The 21,103-nt window shown below is 73.6% G+C and carries 22 protein-coding genes; 10 read left to right on the top strand and 12 right to left on the bottom strand.

What is annotated here, in order from left to right:
- Positions 1-42: 42 nt before the first annotated feature.
- Positions 43-369 (bottom strand): pentapeptide repeat-containing protein, encoded by a 327-nt coding sequence (locus OG948_RS12975; protein WP_406296364.1) that lies wholly within the window; start codon positions 367-369, stop codon positions 43-45.
- On the bottom strand, positions 354-593 hold the full coding sequence (locus OG948_RS12970; RefSeq protein ID WP_406296363.1) for a hypothetical protein: 240 nt from the start codon (positions 591-593) through the stop codon (positions 354-356). Before OG948_RS12970 ends, OG948_RS12975 begins: the two co-directional genes overlap by 16 nt.
- Positions 594-1,128: 535 nt before the next feature.
- Here OG948_RS12970 and OG948_RS12965 point away from each other — a divergent pair.
- Together OG948_RS12965 and OG948_RS12960 are read left to right on the top strand one after the other, a co-directional pair.
- Positions 1,129-1,557 (top strand): hypothetical protein, encoded by a 429-nt coding sequence (locus tag OG948_RS12965; protein WP_406296361.1) that lies wholly within the window; start codon positions 1,129-1,131, stop codon positions 1,555-1,557.
- A gap of 75 nt (positions 1,558-1,632) precedes the next feature.
- Positions 1,633-2,373 carry a hypothetical protein gene (locus OG948_RS12960; protein WP_406296360.1) on the top strand — a complete coding sequence of 247 codons (741 nt, stop codon included), beginning with the start codon at positions 1,633-1,635 and terminating at the stop codon, positions 2,371-2,373.
- Between the two features lie 204 nt (positions 2,374-2,577).
- Here the strand turns inward: OG948_RS12960 and OG948_RS12955 are convergent, their stop codons facing one another.
- Together OG948_RS12955 and OG948_RS12950 are read right to left on the bottom strand one after the other, a co-directional pair.
- Positions 2,578-3,714, bottom strand: coding sequence for a serine hydrolase domain-containing protein (locus OG948_RS12955; protein WP_406296359.1), 1,137 nt, complete (start codon positions 3,712-3,714; stop codon positions 2,578-2,580).
- 68 nt (positions 3,715-3,782) lie between these two features.
- Positions 3,783-4,385, bottom strand: coding sequence for a TetR/AcrR family transcriptional regulator (locus tag OG948_RS12950; protein ID WP_395863102.1), 603 nt, complete (start codon positions 4,383-4,385; stop codon positions 3,783-3,785).
- A gap of 1,138 nt (positions 4,386-5,523) precedes the next feature.
- Here OG948_RS12950 and OG948_RS12945 point away from each other — a divergent pair.
- Together OG948_RS12945 and OG948_RS12940 are read left to right on the top strand one after the other, a co-directional pair.
- Positions 5,524-6,354 carry an ABC transporter ATP-binding protein gene (locus OG948_RS12945; protein ID WP_406296357.1) on the top strand — a complete coding sequence of 277 codons (831 nt, stop codon included), beginning with the start codon at positions 5,524-5,526 and terminating at the stop codon, positions 6,352-6,354.
- Positions 6,354-6,698, top strand: coding sequence for a hypothetical protein (locus OG948_RS12940; protein ID WP_406296355.1), 345 nt, complete (start codon positions 6,354-6,356; stop codon positions 6,696-6,698). Before OG948_RS12945 ends, OG948_RS12940 begins: the two co-directional genes overlap by 1 nt.
- Positions 6,699-6,824: 126 nt before the next feature.
- Here the strand turns inward: OG948_RS12940 and OG948_RS12935 are convergent, their stop codons facing one another.
- Positions 6,825-7,175 carry a nucleotide pyrophosphohydrolase gene (locus OG948_RS12935; RefSeq protein ID WP_406296353.1) on the bottom strand — a complete coding sequence of 117 codons (351 nt, stop codon included), beginning with the start codon at positions 7,173-7,175 and terminating at the stop codon, positions 6,825-6,827.
- 131 nt (positions 7,176-7,306) lie between these two features.
- Between OG948_RS12935 and OG948_RS12930 the strand changes: the two genes are divergently transcribed.
- Positions 7,307-8,098 (top strand): exodeoxyribonuclease III, encoded by a 792-nt coding sequence (locus tag OG948_RS12930; protein ID WP_406296351.1) that lies wholly within the window; start codon positions 7,307-7,309, stop codon positions 8,096-8,098.
- A gap of 84 nt (positions 8,099-8,182) precedes the next feature.
- Here OG948_RS12930 and OG948_RS12925 read toward each other — a convergent pair whose 3' ends face one another.
- The 3 genes from OG948_RS12925 to OG948_RS12915 all read right to left on the bottom strand — a co-directional run bounded on the left by OG948_RS12925 (position 8,183) and on the right by OG948_RS12915 (position 11,122).
- Complete coding sequence (locus tag OG948_RS12925; protein ID WP_406300247.1) at positions 8,183-9,340, bottom strand: DUF5925 domain-containing protein; 1,158 nt, start codon at positions 9,338-9,340, stop codon at positions 8,183-8,185.
- 104 nt (positions 9,341-9,444) lie between these two features.
- Entirely contained in the window at positions 9,445-9,813 is a 369-nt protein-coding gene (locus OG948_RS12920) for a GntR family transcriptional regulator (protein WP_395863090.1), read from the bottom strand.
- Positions 9,814-9,907: 94 nt separating this feature from the next.
- Positions 9,908-11,122, bottom strand: coding sequence for an MFS transporter (locus OG948_RS12915; RefSeq protein WP_406296349.1), 1,215 nt, complete (start codon positions 11,120-11,122; stop codon positions 9,908-9,910).
- Positions 11,123-11,473: 351 nt separating this feature from the next.
- Here OG948_RS12915 and OG948_RS12910 point away from each other — a divergent pair, with 351 nt between their 5' ends.
- Together OG948_RS12910 and OG948_RS12905 are read left to right on the top strand one after the other, a co-directional pair.
- Positions 11,474-13,597: a hypothetical protein gene (locus OG948_RS12910; RefSeq protein ID WP_406296348.1), complete on the top strand. Its 2,124-nt coding sequence runs from the start codon at positions 11,474-11,476 to the stop codon at positions 13,595-13,597.
- Positions 13,594-14,499, top strand: coding sequence for a hypothetical protein (locus OG948_RS12905; protein ID WP_406296347.1), 906 nt, complete (start codon positions 13,594-13,596; stop codon positions 14,497-14,499). The genes OG948_RS12910 and OG948_RS12905 overlap by 4 nt, the downstream gene beginning before the upstream one ends.
- Before the next feature lie 126 nt (positions 14,500-14,625).
- Here the strand turns inward: OG948_RS12905 and rpmG are convergent, their stop codons facing one another.
- Entirely contained in the window at positions 14,626-14,790 is a 165-nt protein-coding gene (gene rpmG / locus OG948_RS12900) for a 50S ribosomal protein L33 (protein ID WP_078977190.1), read from the bottom strand.
- Between the two features lie 233 nt (positions 14,791-15,023).
- On the opposite strand from rpmG, the gene OG948_RS12895 reads away from it, so the two are divergent.
- Together OG948_RS12895 and OG948_RS12890 are read left to right on the top strand one after the other, a co-directional pair.
- Entirely contained in the window at positions 15,024-15,761 is a 738-nt protein-coding gene (locus OG948_RS12895) for a Mut7-C RNAse domain-containing protein (RefSeq protein WP_406296346.1), read from the top strand.
- An 82-nt stretch (positions 15,762-15,843) separates the two neighbouring features.
- Positions 15,844-16,713, top strand: coding sequence for an SCO6745 family protein (locus tag OG948_RS12890; RefSeq protein ID WP_406296345.1), 870 nt, complete (start codon positions 15,844-15,846; stop codon positions 16,711-16,713).
- Positions 16,714-16,862: 149 nt separating this feature from the next.
- Here the strand turns inward: OG948_RS12890 and OG948_RS12885 are convergent, their stop codons facing one another.
- Complete coding sequence (locus OG948_RS12885; RefSeq protein ID WP_406296344.1) at positions 16,863-17,828, bottom strand: pirin family protein; 966 nt, start codon at positions 17,826-17,828, stop codon at positions 16,863-16,865.
- Between the two features lie 190 nt (positions 17,829-18,018).
- Between OG948_RS12885 and OG948_RS12880 the strand changes: the two genes are divergently transcribed.
- Complete coding sequence (locus tag OG948_RS12880) at positions 18,019-18,960, top strand: LLM class flavin-dependent oxidoreductase (RefSeq protein ID WP_406296342.1); 942 nt, start codon at positions 18,019-18,021, stop codon at positions 18,958-18,960.
- Positions 18,961-19,029: 69 nt separating this feature from the next.
- Here the strand turns inward: OG948_RS12880 and galK are convergent, their stop codons facing one another.
- Entirely contained in the window at positions 19,030-20,139 is a 1,110-nt protein-coding gene (gene galK / locus OG948_RS12875) for a galactokinase (RefSeq protein ID WP_406296341.1), read from the bottom strand.
- A complete protein-coding gene (gene galE / locus OG948_RS12870) occupies positions 20,136-21,101 on the bottom strand; it encodes a UDP-glucose 4-epimerase GalE (RefSeq protein WP_406300246.1) in 966 nt (321 codons plus the stop codon). The genes galK and galE overlap by 4 nt, the downstream gene beginning before the upstream one ends.
- Between the last annotated feature and the right edge of the window lie 2 nt (positions 21,102-21,103).

Here is a 21,103-nt window from a genome sequence, read left to right as displayed (position 1 = left end):
GGGACCCGGTGTCCGGGGATTGTCGCTCGAATCGTGACACCGTTACAAGGTAAGGCTGTCTGTCTTTTTCGCGGAGGGTCGAAAGACGGCGTGCCGAGGCAGGCGCAGGATGTCGGCGGAGGACGTGGGTGTGGAGATCCGGCGCAGGTGTTCCGCGCCGACCGGCCGGCGGGTGCCGGGGGACCAGGTGGCGCCGGACAGGTCGGCCCCGGTGAGATCGGCGCCGCCGAGGTCGGCATCGCGCAGATCGGTGTCGGACAGGTCCGCGTCGCGCAGGTCGGCCGCCGGGAGCGAGGCGCCGCGCAGGTCGGCGCCGCTGAGCAGGCCGCCCGGCAGGCGGACCAGGTCCTCGATCACCCCCGGGGACAACCGGCCCGCCCGGTGGACACGTGCTCGGCCGGCCACGAGCGCAGCGCGTACTCGACCCCCACCCGCGCCGTCCGCGCGTTCGAGGGGCGCGGGTCGCGGGTGGGCGCGAGTGCGGCCGGCACCAGATCGTCGAGCACGTCGGGCACCGCGGTCGCGGTCGGCGCGCTCGGCGGCGCGGGTGCGCCGCGCTCCGGCCGCCGGGCGGTGAGCAACTCGTAGAGCACCACGCCGAGCGCGAACAGGTCGGCCCGGCCGTCGGGTCGGCCTCGCGCGGATCACCGTACGCGGGCGGCAGCGTCCTCAATGCCACGGACCGCCCGAGTAACTCGTCGACCGCGCGCCAGACCACGCCCATCGCGCCCCGGCCCAACACCTCGACGAGCCGGTACCGGCCGGCCAACAGCTTCGCCACGGCGGTTCCCTGTGCGCACGTTCCCTCGGGCACGACGATCGACCCGGGACCGGCGGGCTGCGCGCCGCGCGCCGCGTGCCGCGCGCCGCGTGCCGCGCGCCGCGTGCCGCGCGCCGCGCGCCGAAGTTCGGCCCCTGCGAGGATGATTGCCGCCGGGCGATCGGCTCCGCAGCGAGTTTCCCGAACGGGTGATCGGTGGCTTTGCGCCACGGGGCGCCACCGGTAGCCGTGGGGTGCCACGGGTCGGCCCCGGTCCTCGCGGGCGGGTGCGGCCGCCGGCGTACCTCGCAGTACCAGTCGTGGCCGACGGTCCGGGACCGGCGGCCGCCCGGATCCGGAGGCGGACCATGCGCCATCAGTCCACGAGCATCGTCGCGGCGTGCGGCGGATGCGGTGCCTCGATCCGCCGTTGGCTCACCCAGGAGATCGTCGACGGCCGGCCGGCCTGGGACGACAGCTATCAGTGCGGCGCCTGTGGGTTGGTGAGCGACGACTGGGGACGCGAGCCGACGCCGGCGGTGATCCGCGCCGGACTGATCGCCGAGCACGGGCTCGCGCACCTGGTGGTCGACGCCGGCGGCGCGGGGCCGGGCGGTCCTCGGGTCCGGGTGCTCAAGGTGTTCCGGGACGAGTTCCCGGTGGACCTCGCCACCGCCGGCCGGATGGCCGCGGACGCGCTGGACGACGGCTGGGCGGGCACCCGGGTCGAGGTCGAGCACCTCGCGCGGCTGCTGCGCGAGGCGGGCGTGGTGGCCCGGGTTCTCCCGGGCGGGTGACGCGCGTTGGGCCGAAGGAGGGAACGGTACGCGCGGCGCCGGCCCCGAGCGGTCCGGGCCGGCTAGCGTGGTCGGGTGAGCAGACACCGAAACCGCCGCGCGACGTCGCCGGCGGTCGCGTTCGGCGTGGCCGTGCTCACCTCGATCGCCACACCGATCGGTGCCGCGGCGGCGCCGATCCAGGCCGGCTCGGCGCTCGCGCGCGGGTCGGCCGAGGTACGCCTACGCCCGATCCCGCCGCCGCTGTCGCCGCTTCCGACCGATCACCCGCTCCGGCCCGGCATCCGGCCCCCCGGCCCCGACGCGGTCGGCGCGGCGCTCTGCCCGGAGCCGAACCTCGCGGCCGCGGCGGACCCGCTCGGCGCGGGCCGGCCGGACACCGCCACGCTGCGCGAACGGGCCCGGGTCCTGGGCGCCGAACCGGCCCGGGGCGGCTGCCGGGGCCCGCGGGACCCGGGCCGGCGCGCCGATCCGGGCGGCGCACCGCACGTGTCGTCCACCGTTTCGACCGGGGCGGGGGCCGATCGAGCCGGTGCCGGGCAGCTTCGACACCCGGCGAGCGCCCCCCGCCCGGCGGCGGCCGGCAAGCCCCCGCGTCGCGCCAAGCCCCCGGGCAGCCGCGAGGGCGCGGCCAAGGACCGAGGCGCCGCCGCCAAGCGGGCGGTGCACGACGGACCCGCGGTGATCGCCCGCAGAGCGATCACCGACCATGTCGCGAACACCGGCTCGGCGCCGGTGTTGCCGCTGAGCGTGGCGGCCGGTCTCCTGCTTCTCCTCGGCGGCCTCCTGCTCGCCGCCGCCCGCCGCCGCGACTGACCTCTCCGCCGATCGGGCCCCGGCGCGTGGCTTCGATCCCCCGCCGAGCAGCACGACGCCCGGCACCACATCCGCGGTTCGGGCTCCTCGCCGCGCTCGCCCCGGCGAAACAGGCGAACGGAACAAGCACGCGGGCGCATCTCCGGCACGCCGCCGCACGACACCGGGCGCCGCGGTGCTCGGCACCGGCAACGAAGACCCGCCTCAGCGCGACGAACAGCCCCGCACCGCCTCGATCAGCCCGAGTGCCCGTACGTCCGTGTGCAGGGGCGACCGGCCGTTGGTCACGTACGCGAAGGCCAGTCCCGCCGCCGGGTCGGCGAACGCCAACGGGCCGCCGCTGCCCGGGTGTCCGAACGCGGCGGGGTCGCGGGAGACGCCGAAGAACGCGGTCTCCGGCTTCATGAAACCCAGGCTGAACGCGGTGTGGTCGCCCAGGATGCGGTCCCGGCCCTCGACCACCGTGCGGGTCACCTCGGTGACGGTCGCGGGGGAGAGCAGGCGCACGCCGTCCAGCGTGCCGCCCCCGGCGAGCATCGCGTACACCCGGGACAGCGCCCGGGCGTTGGTGACGCCGAGCCCGGAGGGCACCTCCCACCCGAGCACGTCCGGATCGTGATCCGCGCCGGGGGCGGCGAGTTCGGGCAGCGCGAGCATCGCCCGGCCCAGATCGGAGCCGAGGTCGAGCAGGCCGGGGTCCATCCGGGCGAGGGTGGTCAGGTGCGCGAGCCGGGGCACGACGGTCGCCGGCAGGCCGATGTGCGCGTCGACGCCGAGCGGGCCGGCCACCTCCTCGGCCAGGAACGCGCCCACCGTGCGGCCGTCCACCCGGCGGATCAGCTCGCCCGCGTAGAAGCCCCAGGTCACCGCGTGATAACCGTGCGCCGTCCCGGGCTCCCACACGGGCCGCTGGGCGGCCAGCGCGTCGGCCAGCGCGTCCGGTACGGCCACTTGGTCGAGCGTGATCGGCTCGTCCAGGAACGGCAACCCGGCCTGGTGCGAGAGCAGTTGGGCGACCGTCACGGCACCTTTGCCGGCCGCCGCGAACTCGGGCCAGTAACGGCACACCGGCTGCGCGGGATCGAGGAGGCCGCGATCGATCAGCACCGCCAGGCACGTCGCGACCAGGCCCTTGGTGACCGACCAGACCACCTGTACGGTGTCCGGCTCCCAATCGCGTCCCGTGTCCGGTTCGGCCAGTCCGCCCCACAGGTCCACCACCGGCGCCCCGTCCAGATGGACCGCGAGCGCGGCGCCCACCTCGCCGTTGATCGCGAAGTTCTCCTCGAACGCGGCCTGTACGGGCGCGAATCCGGGCGCGACGAAACCGTCGACGTGCATGGTGTGGTCCTTTCGCGAACGCTCGGGGTCCCCCACCGGCGTCGGCGTGGTCGGCGGCCGTCGCCTCGTCAGTTCCGGGGGGTGACGCCTTCCAGCACGAGCGCCGTGAATTGGGCTTCCAGTTCGGGCAGGGTGCGGTCGATGCCGGACTTCCAACCGGCGGTGAGCCACAGTGGATAGGCCAGGTAGCGGTAGACCAGCTCCGGATCCAGATCGGCGCGGAACTCCCCGGACTCGATGCCCTCCTGAAGGGTGTTCAGCCACAGGTCACGGACTCGGGCACCGTCCGCCGCCAGATGCGCGAAGCGCGGCAGCGTGGCCAGGTAGGCGTAGTCCCGGACGTACATCGTGGCCGCGTCGGGGTGGTGCTCGATGGTGCGGAACGCGGCGTGCACGAGTCCGCGCAACCGGTCGCTCGAGGTGCGCGCGTCGGCGAACGCCTCGTCGTACCACGTCGACAGGTCGCGCATCGCGCCGGTGAGGATCTCGTCGATCAGATCCTCTTTCGAACCGAACCAGTGATAGATGCTGCCCGCGAGGATCCCCGACGCGTCGGCTATCTCGCGCACCGTCGACGCGACGACTCCCTTGCGGGCGAACAGCGTTGCCGCCTCGGACAGGATCACCTCCCGGCGCGGAAGTGCTTCGGGTTCCGTCTTCCTGCGTGACATGAGCGCCCGTTCTCGGTCCGGCGGGTGGATGCGGCTGCGTCGTGCGGTGCGTGCAGCCTAACCGCAGGTGGAGCGGTTGCCGTTGATCGGTGGGGGATTGCCTTCAGGGAGAATCGAACTACCTATCTAACATTTGTTAGATTGTGCTGAACCTTCTACGCCAGTTCTCGAACCGCTGTCAAGGCCCTTGCGGGCAAAGGGCGTTGCGGTCTAGCTTGTGCCGCATCCGGGACTCCGTGGGGGATGGCCGGGCGGGGAGACGACGCGAGAGGCGTTGGCTCCCATGGCTCGATGGACGGCACGCGCGGCGCATGCCGTGCGCACGACACGCACCACCAGAGCGGCACGAGCAGGTCGAGGACCCGCCGGGAATCGATTCCGGACGGGCGGCCCCGTCGTGTCCGCTCGCACCGCGCCGGTCACCGGCGTTCGCGGCGGTGCGTCGACCGAGCTCCCGGCACTCGTGCACGGTGCGGTCTGACCATGGTCACCTTCGTCGCGCCGTTCGCCGCCCGCGCGGTGTCCGGCCGTCTCGGGGCCGATCCGGGCCGACTCCGGCTCGCCGGGCGTAGGTTGCCCGGCGGCTCGGGTGCGCCGTCATCCCTCGTTCCGACTTCGGAGTTCGCGACGCGTCCCGAGACTTCCGCGTTCGCGACGCGTCCCGATCGGGTCGTGCTCGGGTACGTCGACCGGGCCGGGGGCGGCCGGTTGCCCCGAACCAGTGCAAACCATGTGTCGTGGCCGGGAGGTGACGCCGGGTCAGGAGGGGAGTCGGCGTCTGTCCGGTTCGCGGAGGTTGTCCCGGATATGTCCGGGTCGGTATCGGACGGGGTGGGGGAGCCCTGTCCGAGCGCCGATCCGGCTTCCGGATCGGCCTCCGATACGGGTGGCGCGCGGGTGGGGGGTGACGCCGTGTCAGGTATGGCGTCCGGTCCCGTGCGCCGCCCGGGGGAAGGGTCCGACGCCGGGGCGCGCCCGCATGCGCGCCTCGGCTCGGGCCCCAAAAAGCCGCGCGGCCGGGGGGCCGTCGCGGCGCGGCAGGTGTCGCCAGGGCAGGCGACACTCGCGGGCCCGCCCGCGCGGGTGCGAACGACCGTTGCACACGCGCGGGATCCGGGCCGAGCCAAGGGGGGCGACCATGCCTGACCCGGCGCGTCGGTACGTCCCGGGGCCCGAGCCGGTCCCGGCCATCGCGTCCGATCAGGTGCGACGACCGGTCCTGCGGGTCCGGGACGTCCGGGTGGACTTCGGCGGATTACGCGCTGTGGACGACGTGTCCCTGACGGTGGATCGCGGCGAGGTGCTCGGCGTGATCGGCCCGCGGGGCAGCGGCAAGACCACGCTGCTCAACGCGATCACCGGGGTGGTGCCGGCCGGCGGCGAGTTGTTCGTGGACGGCCGGCCGGTCCGCCTGGGCAGCCCCGAACGCTCGCGTGGGGCCGGCGTGGTCCGGATGTTCCAGACCCCGCAGCCGGTTCGCGCGTTATCCGGCGCGGACAGTGTCGTGCTCGCCGGCTCCGAGACCCGACACCGGCTGCTGCTCGCCTCGTGGTTGTTACGCCCGATGATGGCGCGGGTCGAGCAGGAGCGCAGACCCGGTGGACCGGCCGCGCCGAGTCGGGCGGGTCCGCGCGGTCGCCCCGAGCGCAACGCGGGCGTGCTCACGTACGGCGAACGACGGCTCCTGGACATCGCGCGCGGCATGGTGGCCGTACCGCGTGTGCTGCTGCTGGACGAGCCGAGCGCGGGATTGACGCCGCGCGAGACGGAGGCCCTGCTGCTGCTCCTGCGCGGTGTCGCGGCGGACGGCGTGGGGCTGCTCGTGGTGGATCACGAGAGCGACTTCGTCGACGCGGTGTGCGATCGGGTCGCCCTGTTGGAATCCGGCCGCGTGGTTGCGGAGGGCACGCCGGCCGAGGTGCGACGGGACCGTCGCACCATGGACGCCTGTTCGGGAGGGCACGCGTGATGACCGAGACCGAGTCGCCGCACGCCGAGATGCACACCGTCGGCGCGATCGGCGCGATCGACGACATCGACGAGATCGAGGAAAACGTCGAGATCGAGGAAGACAACGGGGTCCGTGGGATCCCGAACGGGGGAACAACCATGACGGACACGCTGCTCGAAGGCGCCCGGTCCGCGGTCGACGGTCTGCCCGGCGACCTCGGGGCCCTGCCCTACGAACCCGACGCTCCGCGCACCCAGACCAGGCTCGTGGCCACGACCGCCGCGAAGCCGGACCCGCGCGGGCCGCGCGTCGCCCACCGGATCACCCGCGCGCGGCACTGGATCCGGCTGCGCCGGGTGTAGCCGGCACGGCGGTCGTTATCCGCTCGGACCCGGCGTGCCACGCCCGGTCGCGCGGATCGATCCGGCCGACAACCCCGGTGCGCGGATCGGTCCGGCTGACAACCCCCGTGCGCGGATCGATCCGGTCTACAACCCCGGCGCGCCCGGCGGGTACTTGATCGCGTTCTTGACCATCTTGTCCCGCAGTGCCTGCGCCGGGTCGACGCCGAGCTGCCCCGCGAGTCCGAGCAGGTAGGCGAGGACGTCCGCGATCTCCTCCCGGACGTGCTCGCCGCGCTCCGGATCCGACATCACGTCGGCGGCCTGCTCGGGAGTCAGCCACTGGAAGATCTCCACCAGCTCCGCCGCCTCCACACTCAGCGCCATCACCAGGTTCTTCGGCGTGTGGTACGGCTGCCAGTGCCGCTCGGCGGCGAAGGCGGCGAGCGCGGCGGTCAGTTCGGCGAGTTCGGAATCGGCCGGGGCAGTGGTGTCCATGCCCCATGCCTACCGCATCCGACGCGCCTCGGGCGCACCGGTGGTGTCACCCCGCCGAGGGAGAATGGCCGCGGGGTGTGTCCGGCCGGTCCGGCCGCCCCGACCGCCGTCGTCCGCCCTGGAAGGTTCGCATGAGGGTCGCCACCTGGAACATCAACTCGATCGGGGCCCGGCTGCCCAAGCTGCTGGAGTGGCTGGAGCGGGCCGCGCCCGACGTGGTGTGTCTGCAGGAGCTCAAGTCCACACCCGAGGCCTATCCGAGCAAGGAACTGGAGGAGGCCGGCTACACGTCGGCCGTCAACGCCGGTGGGCGCTGGAACGGTGTCGCGGTGTTGTCCAAGGTCGGCCTGGCCGATGTCACCCTCGGGCTGGAGGCCGGTCCGGGCTTCCCCGAGGTCGACGGCCCGCACGAGGCCAGAGCGATCTCCGCGACCTGCGGCGGCGTCCGGGTGTGGTCGGTGTACGTGCCCAACGGCCGCGAGGTGGACAACCCGCACTACGCCTACAAGCTGGAGTGGCTGAGCGCGCTGCGCACCGCGGTCGCCGCCGACGCGGCGGGCTCGCGACCGTTCGCGGTGCTCGGCGACTTCAACGTCGCGCCCACCGACCGCGACGTGTGGGACATCTCGCTGTTCGGCGAGAACTCCACCCATGTGACGCAGGCCGAGCGGGACGCGGTCACCGCGCTGGAGGGCGTGGGACTGCGCGAGGTGATGCCCCGGGCGCTCAAGTACGACGTCCCGTTCACCTACTGGGACTACCGCGAGCTGGGCTTCCCGAAGAACAAGGGCATGCGGATCGACCTGGTCTACGGCAACACGCCGTTCGTCTCCGCGACCACCGACGCCTACGTCGACCGCGAGGCCCGCAAGGGCAAGGGCACCAGCGACCACGCGCCGGTCGTGGTGGACCTGGACGTGTAGCCGCCGGCCACCCGGTCCCGGAGCCGGCCGCGCGTCGTCTCCGGGGCCCCGCCGGCACGGATCCCGCCGGCGGGGCCACGGCCGCTACAGATACAACCCCTCGCCGCCGTGCCGGGGCCGCTCGACCTCGACCGGAGCCGCGCCGTTGCGCAGCGCGTACAGCTCCGCGAGGGTCGCGTGCGTGCCGATGCCGTCGGCGGTGCCGAGCCACTCGCGCGCCTCGGCGAAGTCCAGCGGGCCGACGTCGATCTGGGCCAGGCAGCGGCCGGGGCGCACCACCGCCGGGTGCAACCGGCCGAGGTTCTCGTTGGTGGTGATCGCCACCATCACGTTGCGGCCCTGACCGAGCAGGCCGTCGGTGAGGTTGAGCAGCCGGGACAGCGCCTGACCGGCCGAGCGTTTGGCCTCGCCGCGGATCAGCTCGTCGCAGTCCTCCAGGACCAACAGCCGCCACCGCTGCTTCTTGGACTTGTCGTGCGACTCCTCGTCCTCGTCGCCGCGCCCGATCGCCACGTCCATCAGGTAGCCGGTGTCGCCGAACAGCGCCTCGGGATCGAGTACGCAGTCCATCCGGCACCAGTCCTGCCACGAGCGGGCCAGCGCGCGCAGCGCCGTGGTCTTGCCGGTGCCGGGCGGACCGTGCAGCAGGATCAACCGCCCGGACACGTCGTCGGGCGTCACCTTCATCAGCCGGTCGAACGCGCCGGCGGTCGGCGCGGTGTAGTTGCGCCGGATGTCCTCCCACGGCGCGGCGGTGATCGCCCGGGTGGTGCGGTACGGGCCGCGCCGGGCGGAGAAGTACCAAAAGCCCATCGCGACGGCCTCGTCCTTGGGCGGCGGATCGGCCGCCGCGCCCTTGACCGCCTTCTTCAGTACCGCGCGGCCGACCTTCTCGTCGACGGCCGTCACGGTGACCTCGCCGCCACCGCTGCGCCAGCGCACCGAGCGCAGGGTCCAGCCGTCGCCGACGGCGAGTTGGGAGGAGCGGTCGTCCTCCTCGACGGCGCGGACCACTTTGGCGCCGCGCGGCACGAGTCGGGCGCCGGGCTTGACCCGGTCCAGGCGGGTGGTCCTGGCCCACGGCTGGGCGCCGGTCACGAAGGCGGCGAGGGCGAGTCCGTCCACGGCGTCGTACGGGGTGTCCGCGTCGTCGAGTCCGAAGACGAAGGGCAGTAGCGTCGAGGGGTCGTCACCGGCTGAGCTCGGCGCCCCATCCGATGGGCGGGACGTCTGGCGAGGCATCGACATGAATTCGATGATCCGGTGCCCCGGGCCGTCCGTACAGAGGTTTTCGCGTAGCGCTTTTTCCCGACCGGGCGGGCCCGGCCGGGGTTCGAGGGCCGGGTTCAGGCGTCGTAGACCGCGTCGAACGCGGCCAGCGCGGTGGTGATCGCCTCGTCGCGGGTCAGGCCGAGCCGGTGTGCCCGGTGGGCGTATTCCAGCGCGGCCTCGCTCGCGGCCCGGTGCGCGGTGTCGCCGACGGCGGCGACGAAGCTCCCGGAACGACCCCGGGTCTCGATCACGCCGTCCGCCTCCAGTTCGCGGTAGGCGCGGGCGACGGTGTTGGGCGCGAGGCCGAGGTCGCCGGCCAGGCCGCGTACGGTCGGCAGCCGGGTGCCGGCAGGCAGCGTGCCGGCCCGGGCCTGCTCGGCGAGCTGGGCCCGAATCTGCTCGAACGGCGCGACGGGCGAGGCCGGATCGACGGTGATCACCATGGCCGCGAGCCTAGGCCCTGGCTGTGCTGCCCGGCGGCAGCAAGGCCGCGAGCCAGGGCCCGGGCTCGGCTCCGGGTGCGCCGGCGGTGTCGGGTCAGGACGCGTCGACCGTGGCGACCGGGTCGCTCACCCGCTGTCCGGTCGGCGTCCGGGACAGCGTCCTGACCTCGGGGATCACGAACGCGGCGAGCACCAGCACGACACACGCGCCCGCACAGGCCCACAACATGTTCGAGTAACCGAAGGCATTGCCCGCCGGACCCGCCAGCGCGGTGCACGCGGGGGCCAGGGCCATCGAGCCGAGCCAGTCGTAGGCCGAGACGCGGGCGATGTACTCGGGCGGGATCTCCTGGTGCAGGGCCGACATCCAGCACACGCCGAACACCTCCATGCCCACCCCGCAGACGAACATCGACAACGCGAGCAGCGGCCACGGCGCGGGGATCGCGAGCGCGACGAAGGTCGGCGCGACCGGCAGGAGACCCCAGTTGCCCACCCGAAGCAGCCGGCGGGGCCGATACCGCACCTGGATCAGACCGCCGACCAGGGCGCCCAGGCCCAGCGCGCTCAGCGCCACGCCCCACGGCCAGGCCGCGCCCCAGTGCTCCTCGGCCACCAACGGCCCGTACACCGTCTCGCCGGCGGTCATCACCCCGTTCAGCAGCGCGAACTGCAGCACGATCCCCCACAACCAGCGCCGCGCCACGAACGCCCGCCAGCCGTCCACGAGTTGCCGCAACACCGAGTCGTCCTCGACCGGGCCGGACGCGGGCAGCCGCATGAACAGCCGCAGCACCGCGGCCAACACGAAGCCGGCGGCGTCCAGCACGAGAACCGCACCGGGCCCGATCGTGGTGGTCAGCGCCCCGCCGAGCGCCGCCCCGCCGATCTGCGAGCCGGTTGCCGCGACCCGGTACGCGGCCAGTGCGGGCCCGGCGTGCTCGGCCTCCATCGAGGCGAACAACAAGCCCTGTGCGGCGGGCAGATACAGCGCCTGCGCCGAACCGCCGATGCCGGAGAGCAGCATCATCACCCACAGTTCGGTGCCTCCGGTGAGCACGTAGACCCCGAACACACCCTGGGACAGCGCGTTCGCGACGTTGGCGAGCACCATCACGTGATGCCTCGGGAAACGATCCGCGATCACCCCGCCCAGCAACAGGAACCCGACCAGCGGCAGGGTCCGCGCGGCGGCCACGAACCCGACGCCGGTCCCGCCACCACCGGCGTCCAGCACCGCGAAGGCCGCTGCGATCAGCGCCCCGGAATTGCCCAGCCCGGTGACGAAGGTGGCCCCGGTCTGCAACACATAGTTGCGGCTCGCCCACGTGGGCAGCGCACGTCGGCTCGATATTCGTGACTATCGGCACAAACACCGGGTCGCTGTCGAATGATTTCCCGGACACCCGCCGGCGACCGGGTCGGTTGCCGCGCCACGATCCCGACACCGGAAGGCCGAAGTACGCGGCGCCGCGCGCGCGGCTGCGGCACGGTGGACCCGTCGAACCCAGCGTGGTCACACGCTCGCCGAAGGGGGAATCCGTGTCCGACATACCGTCGATCCGGGCGTTGTTCGCCGTGGATACCGAGAGGTTCACGCACCACCGCCGGGACCCGGACGACGAGCCGCACGTCGGCGGCACGGTCCGGGACGTGTGAGATGAGCCTTCCCGACGAGCGGCCGCTCGACCCGGCCGCCTCGGCACGCGCCGTCCCGCCGCGCGAGGACGCCGCCGGACCCCGGCGGTCCGAGCGGCGGATCGACCCGGCACAGGTCGACCGGGACAGGCCGGACCGGGGCCGACCGGACCGGGACCGGCCGGACGAGGACCTCGTGCGTCCGGACGCGGCCGGCACGGTGATCGTCAACCTGGACGGCACGACCGGGACGCACGTCTTCGGCGCACGGATGTTCGCGGACCTGACCTCCGGGGCCGGCCCCGGCAGCACGCGCCGGTTGCGGCAGGCGCGCGAGGGCCCGATCTGGCCGGAGGAGAGCGAGTTCGTCCGGCGCACGTTCGTGCCGCCGAAGGGCTACCTGCGCGCCCGCAGCATGATGGCCCGCCACCTGATCCTGCTCACCGGCGAGGCGGAGTCGGGCAAGCGCACACTGGCCCTGCACCTGATGCAGGACCAGTACGCCGGGAAGGTGATCGCGCTCGACCCCGACGAGGACCTGAGCACCCACCGGATCCAGCGCGGCCGGGGCTATGTGGTCGACTCCGCCGCCGCGGACCCGCTTGCCGGCTACGTCCGCCACGACCTCGAACTGCTGCGCCGACGCCTGGTCGAACGCGACAGCGTGCTCGTGGTGACCGCGGTTGCCGCCGCCCCGGTGCTCGCTCTGTGGGCACCCTGGCACGTGCCGTGTGAACGTCCCGATCCGCTCCAGGTGCTGCACAGCCACCTCGCCCACCACCTGGGTCGGGACTGGGAGCGCCGGCACCTGGACCTGGTGGACGAGGACATCGCCGAACTGGTGCGTGCCGACGGGGGCCGGCCGGACCGGGCGGCGGCCGTCGCCGGCGACCTGGCCGATCTGGCCGATCGCAGGTTCACCAGGACCGAGGTGCTGAACGTGCTGCGCGATCGCGACCACGCGGCCGTGGCCGGCTGGCTGCGGGCCCATCCCGGGCGCGCCGACTGGGCGCTGATGATCGCGGCGGCGGTCTTCGAGGGGCACGACTACGGCATCGTCACCGAGCGCGCGGGGGCGCTGCGCGAGACGCTGACCGAGCGGCTGCCGACCGGGGCCGAGGAACCGGCCGACGACTGGCCGCCACGGGCCCGGGCGGATCGGTTGGACCTGATCGACGCGACCACGATCGCCGCCGACGCGACGCGTGACGGCGCCCGCTACCGGCTTGACGTGGTCGCCTTCGACCGACCGCACTGGGCGGCGTCGGTCCGGGCACACGTGTGGGACGCGTACCCGGACCTGCGCGACCCGCTGCTGGACTGGTTGGCCGCGACCCCGAGGCATCCGCCGGACGTCCATCGGGTCGCGGCCCGCGCCGCGGGCGACCTGATCGCGACCGGCCGCGGGCACCGGCCGTTGGCGCCGGTGCTGCGCTGGGTCCGGGACGACGCCAGGCACGCGATGGCGGTGCCGGCGTTGCGGGCGGCAGCCCAGGACGCGGTGGTGGCCACCCAGGTGCGGCGCCTGTTGGCGGGCTGGAGTCGGGACACCACCCGCTCGGGGCTGCGACTGATGGCGGCCCGGGCGTACCCGGGGCTGGCGTCGGTCTATCCCGGCCGGACGTTGACGGATCTGCTCCGGCTCGCCCGGACGGGGGATCGCGCGGTGGCGGCGGCGGCCCGGGAGGGTCTCGCGGCGCTGTGCCGGGACGGCATGCGCGCCGAGTCGGTGCTGGAACGGGTGGAGGACTGGGAGGAGGCACGGGCCGCCGCCGAGGTGGCGGCCGTCCTGGTCGGCGAGGACGCCGACGGCGAACTGCTGACCGGCGAGCGATTCTTGGCGGTGGTCCGGCACGCGGTGTGCGATCGGGACGCATACCCGGTGGTGGCCCGGCTGTTCACCGAACTGCTCGGCACCACGCGGGGCGACGCGACCCGCGCCGCGGCGCTGCGCGCGACCTTCGCGCTGCTGTTCAGCCCCGGCCGTGGCCGCGGCCACGGACTGGAGCGCCTCGCGTACGACCTGACCCGGCTGGCCCACCGGGGTCTGCCCGACGGCGACGTGATCGACATCAAGGTGCTCGAACCCGCCATCACCGCGTTCGAGGAGCCGCCGGCCCGAGCGAACGGGGGAGCAAGCGCATGACCGACGACCGGATTCCCCTGGTCCGGCCCGTCACCGGCTCGCGCATCCTGACCTACCTCCGCCATCGGCTCGGGTCGCGCGCCGATCATGTGCTCGTGGTCCCGTCGAGCGCGAAGCCGGTACCGACGTTCGCGGAGGTGCGCAAGGCGCGCGAGTTGTGGTGGGTGGCGGTACGCGAGTTCGCCGACATCCGCGAGTTCGAGCTGCGGGCCGGTCCGGACGGGGAGCGTGCCTGTCGGGTGCAGGTACAGCTGCACTGGTGGGTGCACGACGCCGGGACGGTCGCGCGCCGCCGCCCCGTGGACGCGGTCGCCTTCATCCGCCGTGACGTGGAGAACCGGATCCGCAAGGCGATGGCCGTGTCGCACGGCGCCGACGAGGGCCGGCTCCAGGACGAACTCGATCTCGTGGCGGCCCAGCCGACGGTGCTGGCGGAATACGGCCTCGGCTATCGCCCGGCGGGTGCGATCCTGCTTGCCGAGCCGATTCCGGACAATATCCGGGACGCGCTCGACCAGGCGCGCTGGGCGGTGCCGCTGGAAAAGGAGCAGCAGCGGCTCACCCGAATGCGGCTGGACTTTCACCAGGCGCTGATTCGAGAGGGGCCGAAGGTGCTGATCGCGTACTGGCTGACCCGGTTTCCCGATCGAATCGAGGCGGTGGTGGAACACCTGGATCGCCGCGATTCGGCCGAGGCCGCGGATCCCACCTTGAGTACCGAACTGCTCGCGTTGCTCGGCGACGCCGACGACTTCGAGCGCAATCAACTGCGGAAGGCGATCGTGGCCGGGCTCGCCGCGTCCGGGCCGCGTGGCGTGGAGGTGCTGCGCGGGCTGGGGCTTTGGGACGACCTGGTCGAAAGCGGTTCGGACGCGAGGGACGAACCGGAATCGGGCGGATAGCGAATCGAGCACGACCAGGGGCCGCGTACCCGTTGCGGTGTGCGGCCCCTGCGGTTCGGCTGTTTTCCCTTCGGCGTGCCGCCGGCCGTTTCGCCGTCCGGCTCATTGCTCCGCTCGAAGCTTTTTCTAGCGCTCTTCGCGGAACAGCACGTGCTTTCCGGCGGCCGGGTCGTACTTGCGCAGAGTCATCCGGTCGGGGTCGTTGCGCCGGTTCTTTCTGGTCACGTAAGTGAAACCGGTCCCGGCGGTGGAACGAAGTTTCACGATCGGACGAAGCTCACTGCGAGCCATGGACGCCTCCCGGAGTTTCGAAGTGTGTCCCGATGGCTGCTTCAAGGCATTGGGGCGACGGGTTATTCCACGGCTTCCGCGCGGGGAGGTCACCCTGTCGGCGTGCGTCGGGTAGGCGCGCGGCATCGGCCGGGCGGGGCGGCGGCGGGGATCGAGGAGGCGCCCCGGCGACCGCCCGCGATCGCCCCGGAAACCCCGGGCGCGGTGGGGGTGCGCGGTGGGATGCTGGCCCGGTGAATCGATCGGACGTGCTGCTTCAGATCCCCGCCGAGTTGCAACAGTTCCTGCCGCCGAGGCTGCGCGGACTGCCGGTGACCGTCCCCGCCGACGGGGATTCGACGCTCGGGCACCTGGTGGAATCCGCCGGACCGCCGTTGCCCGAGGTCGGCGCGCTGCTGGTGGACGGTCGCGAGGTCGGGCCGGGGCATCGACCGGCCGGCGGCGAGGTCGTGGACGTGCTGCCGATCCGGCGCCCGCAGGCCATCCCGGATTTCGCCGACACAGCGCCGCGCTTCCTGCTCGACGTGCACCTCGGCGCGCTGGCCCGCCGGATGCGTCTGGTCGGGATCGACACGGCCTATCACAACGACTGCGACGACCCGACCCTGGTGATCCAGGCCAACGCCGAGCGGCGGGTGCTGCTCACCCAGGACCGCGGTCTGCTCCGGCGCAAGAACCTGTGGTTCGGCGCGTACGTGTACGGGATCCGTGCGGACGGCCAACTCGACGACCTGCTCCGCCGGTTCGCGCTGCCGCTCGCCCCCTGGACGCGCTGTACGGCGTGCAACGGCGAGTTGCGGGCGGCGACACGCGAGGAGGTCGAGTCCGAGGTCGAGGCGGGCACGCTGGACCGGGTGGACGCGTTCGCCCGATGCCGCGCGTGCGACCGGGTGTACTGGCACGGAGCGCACGGCGGTCACCTGGACGAGATCGTCGAGGCCGCGCGGCGCACCGTCGCGAGCATCCGCTGACGGCCACCGCGCACGGTCGCGACCGGTCGCCGACAGCCACCGTGTCCTGTCGCGGGCCTGCGCCGATGGTTACGGTCGGGGCATGGATGCTCGCACCGGCAGGCGCTGCCACACCGTACTGAATCCGCTGCATTCGCTGGTCTACTTCGCGCCCGAGGCCGACCCCGAGTTCGTCGCGGTCGGGTTGCGGAAGGGGCGGATGGGCTACTTCGCGTCCCGGGCCGCGCCGATGGGGGCGGTCGGCGCGGCCATCGTCCGGGCGACCTTCTACAACTTCAGCCCGGCGCTGATCGGCCGGCACATCCCGGCGGCGTGGGCGCTGGCCACCCCGGAGGCGGTGTACGCGGCGCGGCTGCGGGTGGTCGACCAGGCGCTGCGCCGGGTCCTCGGCGAGGACCTGGTGCGCTCGGCGGAACTGCGCGAGGCGGCCGAACTGGCGCTGTCCTGCGCGTGGGCGGGCGCCCCGGAGGCCCGGCCGCTGTACGCGGCGCACGCCGAACTCGACCCGCCCGACCCGGCGGAGCAGCCGCACATCGCGCTGTGGCACGCCGCCACGCTGATCCGCGAGTATCGCGGCGACGGGCACCTGGTGGCCCTGGTCGAGGCCGAACTGGACGGCATCGAGGCGCTGTTCACGCACACCGCGACCGGGCGCGGGTTCGTCCCGGAGTTCGCGATCGGCAACCGCGGTTGGACCGCCGAGCAGTGGGAGGCGACCCGCGACCGGCTGGCCACGCGCGGCCTGGTCGATGCGGCCGGCGCGCTCACCGACGCGGGCCGCGAGTTGCGTCAATCCGTCGAGGAACGCACCGATCGTCTGGGCCTGGCCCCGTTCCACCACCTCGGCGACACCGACACCACCCGCCTCACCGACCTGGCCACGATGCTCACCGGCACGGCCCTGGCCAACGGCGCGTTCCCGCCGGGCGTCTTCGCGACACCGAAGGGCTGACCCGGGCGGCAACGCCGACCCGGGGACGGGACGGGCCCGACGCGGGCTCGTCCCGTCCGGTGCCCGTTTCGGGACGCGGCCGCATCGGGCCTCGGCAGCCCGCCTCGACACCCGGCCTCGGCAGCCCGCCTCGGCAGCCCGCCTCGGCGTCAGCGAACCCGGCCCCGGGCCCGCAGCGGTACGGACGGCAACGCCGGCGCGTCCATCCGCGGCCCGTCGTAGCCGTTCACCGTGCCGAAGTCGGACCCGTTCGCCCATGCCGTGCGCGCGGCGGTGACCTCCTCGCCGGTGCGCGCCACGAAGTTCCACCACATCACGATCTCCTCGGCGAACGGCTCGCCGCCGAGCAGCATCAGGTCGGCTCCGTTCGTCGACCGGATCGAGAGCGAGGTCCGCCCGCAGCCCAGGTACAGCAGCCCGCCGGGGGCGAGCGGCACGCCGTCCACCTCGGCCTCGCCGGACATCGACATCACCGCGTACTCGAAGTCCGGCTCCAGCGGCGGCCGTACGTCCGTGTCCGGCGCCAGGGTCAGGTCCGCGCCGACCAGCGGGCTGTACGTGGTGCCCGGCGAGGTGGACCCGTCCAGCGTGCCCATGATCACGGTGGCGGTCAGTCCGCCGCCGGCGACCACCGGGAGCTCGGTGTGGTGCTCGAAGTGCGGGTCCACGCCCCGGTGCGCGTCCGGCAGCGCGACCCACAGTTGCGCGCCGTGCAGCAGTCGGGCGTGTTCGCGCGGGGACTCCTCGGAGTGCGAGATGGCCCGGCCCGAGGTCATCAGACCCAGCTCGCCGGGTCGCACGGTGGCCAGGCTGCCCAGGCTGTCCCGGTGCAGCACGCTGCCCTCGCGCAACCAGCTCACCGTCTGGAGCCCCAGGTGCGGGTGCGGCGGGACCTGCATGCCCGGCGCGTCCGCGATGTCGTCCGGGCCGTAGTGGTCCACGAAGCACCACGCGCCGATCATCCGCCGGCCCAGGCTCGGCAGCAGCCGGCGGACCATGTGGCTCTCGCTCAGCGGCACCTCGCGGGACTTCAGCAACTCGTGGACGGGCGCGCCGGGGACGTCGGCCCGGCCGCCGCACGTGGTCAGGGTCGGTTGGGTATCGAGGTTGCTCATGGCGCCAACGCTACGCGGACCGGGACGCCGGCCCCACGGACCCGGCGGGTGGGGGAGCACGAACCCGGCGGGGCCGGCGGCGAGGGTCGCGAAGTCACGTCCTAGGATCGGTATCGCCCTGGGATGGGTGGAAAACGGACGATCCCGCGAATGCCTCCGGGGCGTTTCGCGGCTCGGAAGGACGACACGCGTGCGGCTCGGCTTCCTCACCCACGTGGCCGGAGCCGGCGACGACGCCCGCGCGGTCTATCGCGAGACCCTCGAACTGGCGGTCGCCGCAGAAGAGTTCGGCTACGACTCGTTCTGGGTCGCGCAACACCACCTGGGTGCGCAGGGCGCGTCGGCGCCCTCCCCGTTCGTGCTGCTCGCCGCGATTGCCGAACGCACCACCCGGATCCGACTCGGTACGGCCGTCGTGGTGGCCCCGACCGAGCACCCGATCCGGCTCGCCGAGGACGCCGCCACACTCGACACACTCAGCGCCGGCCGGCTGGAACTGGGCCTCGGGGCGGGCTCCGACCCCGCCACGTTCGAAGCGTTCGGCGTCCCGTACCAGGCTCGGCACGCCCGGCTCCGAGAGACCGTGGACACCGTGCTCGACCTGTTGACCGGCACCGACCTGGTCCCGTCCGCACCCACCCTGCGCGACCGGATATGGCTCGGCACCGGCAGTCCCGAAGGCATCGCGTGGGCGGTCGAACGCGGCCTCGGCATCCTCTCCGGCCGCCGCTCGAGTGGCCCCGCCGGCCCGCTCCCGGGCGACCGCGAGGCGGCGGAGCACCTGGCCCGGTACACCCCGACCCGCGTCGCCCTCTCCCGTCCGGTGCACCCCGGCGCGACCACCGCCCTGACCGAGCGGCTGATCCCGTGGATCACCCGGGGCCGAGCCGCCGGCCGCTTCCCGGTCGATTTCACGCCGACCGACTACCTGGCAATCGGCAACATGTACACGGGTACCCCGCAAACCGTGGCCCGGTCCCTGCGGGCGGACCCCGGCTATCCGCACGCCACCGAGCTTCTGTGCCACACCCAACCCGCCCGGCTGCCCCCGGCCGCGCTCCTGCCCGTCATGCGCCGCACCGCGTACGAAGTCCGGCCACTGCTCCGGGCGGCCGCGGCCGAGGTGACCTGAGCCCGGCCGGCAGGACGGGAGCGGCGGCCGGGTCGACGCCCTCGTGCTCCCGGGCGGGCCCGGGAGCGGTCAGGATTCCCGGTGCGCACCCGCCGACGGTACCGCCTGGAAGAAGCGCGGAGCGGTGAATCCCCGGGCCGCGAAGGCCTTCTCCACCGCGTCCGCGACCGCCGCGCACCGGTCCGCGTCGACCAGTGCGATCGCCGAGCCGCCGAAGCCCCCGCCCACCAACCGCGCCCCGAGCGCGCCCGCCGCCAGCGCGGTGTCCACGGCGGTGTCGAGTTCGGCGCAGGAGATCGTGTAGTCGTCCCGCATCGATACGTGCGACGCGGTCAACTCGGGCCCGATCGCCCGCACATCGCCGGCCCGCAGCGCATCGACCACCCGCAGCACGCGCGCGTTCTCGGTGAGGATGTGCCGCACCCGACGGCGCAGCGGCCCGTCCGGCAGCGCGGCCAGGGCCGCGTCCGGGTCGGCCACCTCGCGCAGCGACGGCACCCCGAGCAGTCCTGCCGCCTCCTCGCAGGAGGCCCGCCGTTCCGCGTAGCCGCCGTCCACGAGCGCGTGTCGGGCCCGGGTGTCGATCACCAGCAGACGCAGCCCCACCTCCTCGCAGTGGAACGGGACATGGGTGCCCGTCAGATCGCGACAGTCGAGGAAGAACGCGTGGCCCGCGACGCAGCCGAGCGAGGCCATCTGGTCCAGCATCCCGACCGGGACGCCCACGAAGTCGGTCTCCACGCGTTGCGCGATGCGGGCCAACCCGACGCGGTCCAGGCCCAGTTCGTACAGGTCGTCGAGCGCCAGCACGACCGCGCAGGACAGCGCAGCCGACGAGGACAGCCCCGCTCCCACCGGCACGTCGCTGTCGATCCGGATGTCGGCGCCGCCGACCTCGTGTCCCGCCTCGCGCAGTGCCCACAACACGCCCGCCGGGTACGCGGCCCAGCCGGTCGGTGCGCCGGGCGCCAGGTCCTCGATCGCGACGTCGAGCGATTCACTGCCCGCGTGGCCGGACGCGAGCCGCAGTCGGCCGTCCGTACGTCGCCCGACCGCCGCGCGCGCGGTGTGCGGGATCGCGATCGGCAGCACGAACCCGTTGTTGTAGTCGGTGTGTTCGCCGATCACGTTGACCCGGCCCGGCGCCGCCCAGACACCCTCGACACGGAACACGCTCATCGTCCGGCCTCGCCGTCCCGCAGGAACGACCACGCGTCCGCGACGATGTCCTCGAGCGATGTCCGGGTGGGATGCCAGCCGAGCACGTCGCGCGCACGGTCGGCGGCGGCGACCAGGAACGGCGGATCACCCGCCCGGCGCGGCGCGTCGTGCGCGGGCACCGCGCATCCGGTCACGGTCCGGACCGCGTCCACCACGTCGCGGACCGAGAAGCCGGTGCCGGTGCCGAGGTTGCAGATCAGGTGCCCGGTCGCGGCGCCGCCCACCTCGGTGGCGTCCAGTGCGAGCAGGTGCGCGTCGGCCAGATCGGCGACGTGGATGTAGTCGCGTACGCACGTGCCGTCGGGCGTCGGGTAGTCGGTGCCGTACAGCGCGACCGAGCCGCGCGTGCCGTTGGGCACCTGGAGCGTGAGCGGGATCAGGTGGGTCTCGGTCGCGTGCCGCTCGCCGTACCGGCCGTGGGCGCCCGCGACGTTGAAGTAGCGCAGGCTCACCGCGCGCAGGCCGTACGCGGCGCAGTACGAGGTGATCAGGCGATCGACCGTCAGTTTCGAGGCGCCGTACGGGTTCGTCGGCGCGCACGGCGCGTCCTCGGTGATCGGCGAGACCTCGGGGGCGCCGTACACGGCCGCGGTGGAGGAGAACACGAAGCGGGTGACGCCGTGCGTACGCAGCGCGTCCAGCAGCGCGAGCGAGCCGCCGACGTTGTTGTGCCAATACTTGGCCGGGTCGGTGACCGACTCGCCCACCAGGGAGGACGCGGCGAAGTGCAGCACGGCGTCGAACGAGGCGTCCAGATGTTCGGCCGCGTCCTGGACCCGGCCCTCGACGAATTGCGCCTTGTCCGGGACCGCGTCCCGATGCCCCGTGGACAGGTCGTCGAGCACCACCACATCGTGGCCGGCCGCGACCAGGTGGGCGGCGACGACGCTGCCCACGTAGCCCGCGCCGCCGGTGACCATGA

This window comes from Embleya sp. NBC_00888 (assembly GCF_045207655.1).
In the GTDB taxonomy this organism is placed as follows: domain Bacteria; phylum Actinomycetota; class Actinomycetes; order Streptomycetales; family Streptomycetaceae; genus Embleya.
The sequence above is the reverse complement of the archived record's forward strand: the minus strand, read 5'-3'. Positions and strand labels throughout refer to the sequence as shown.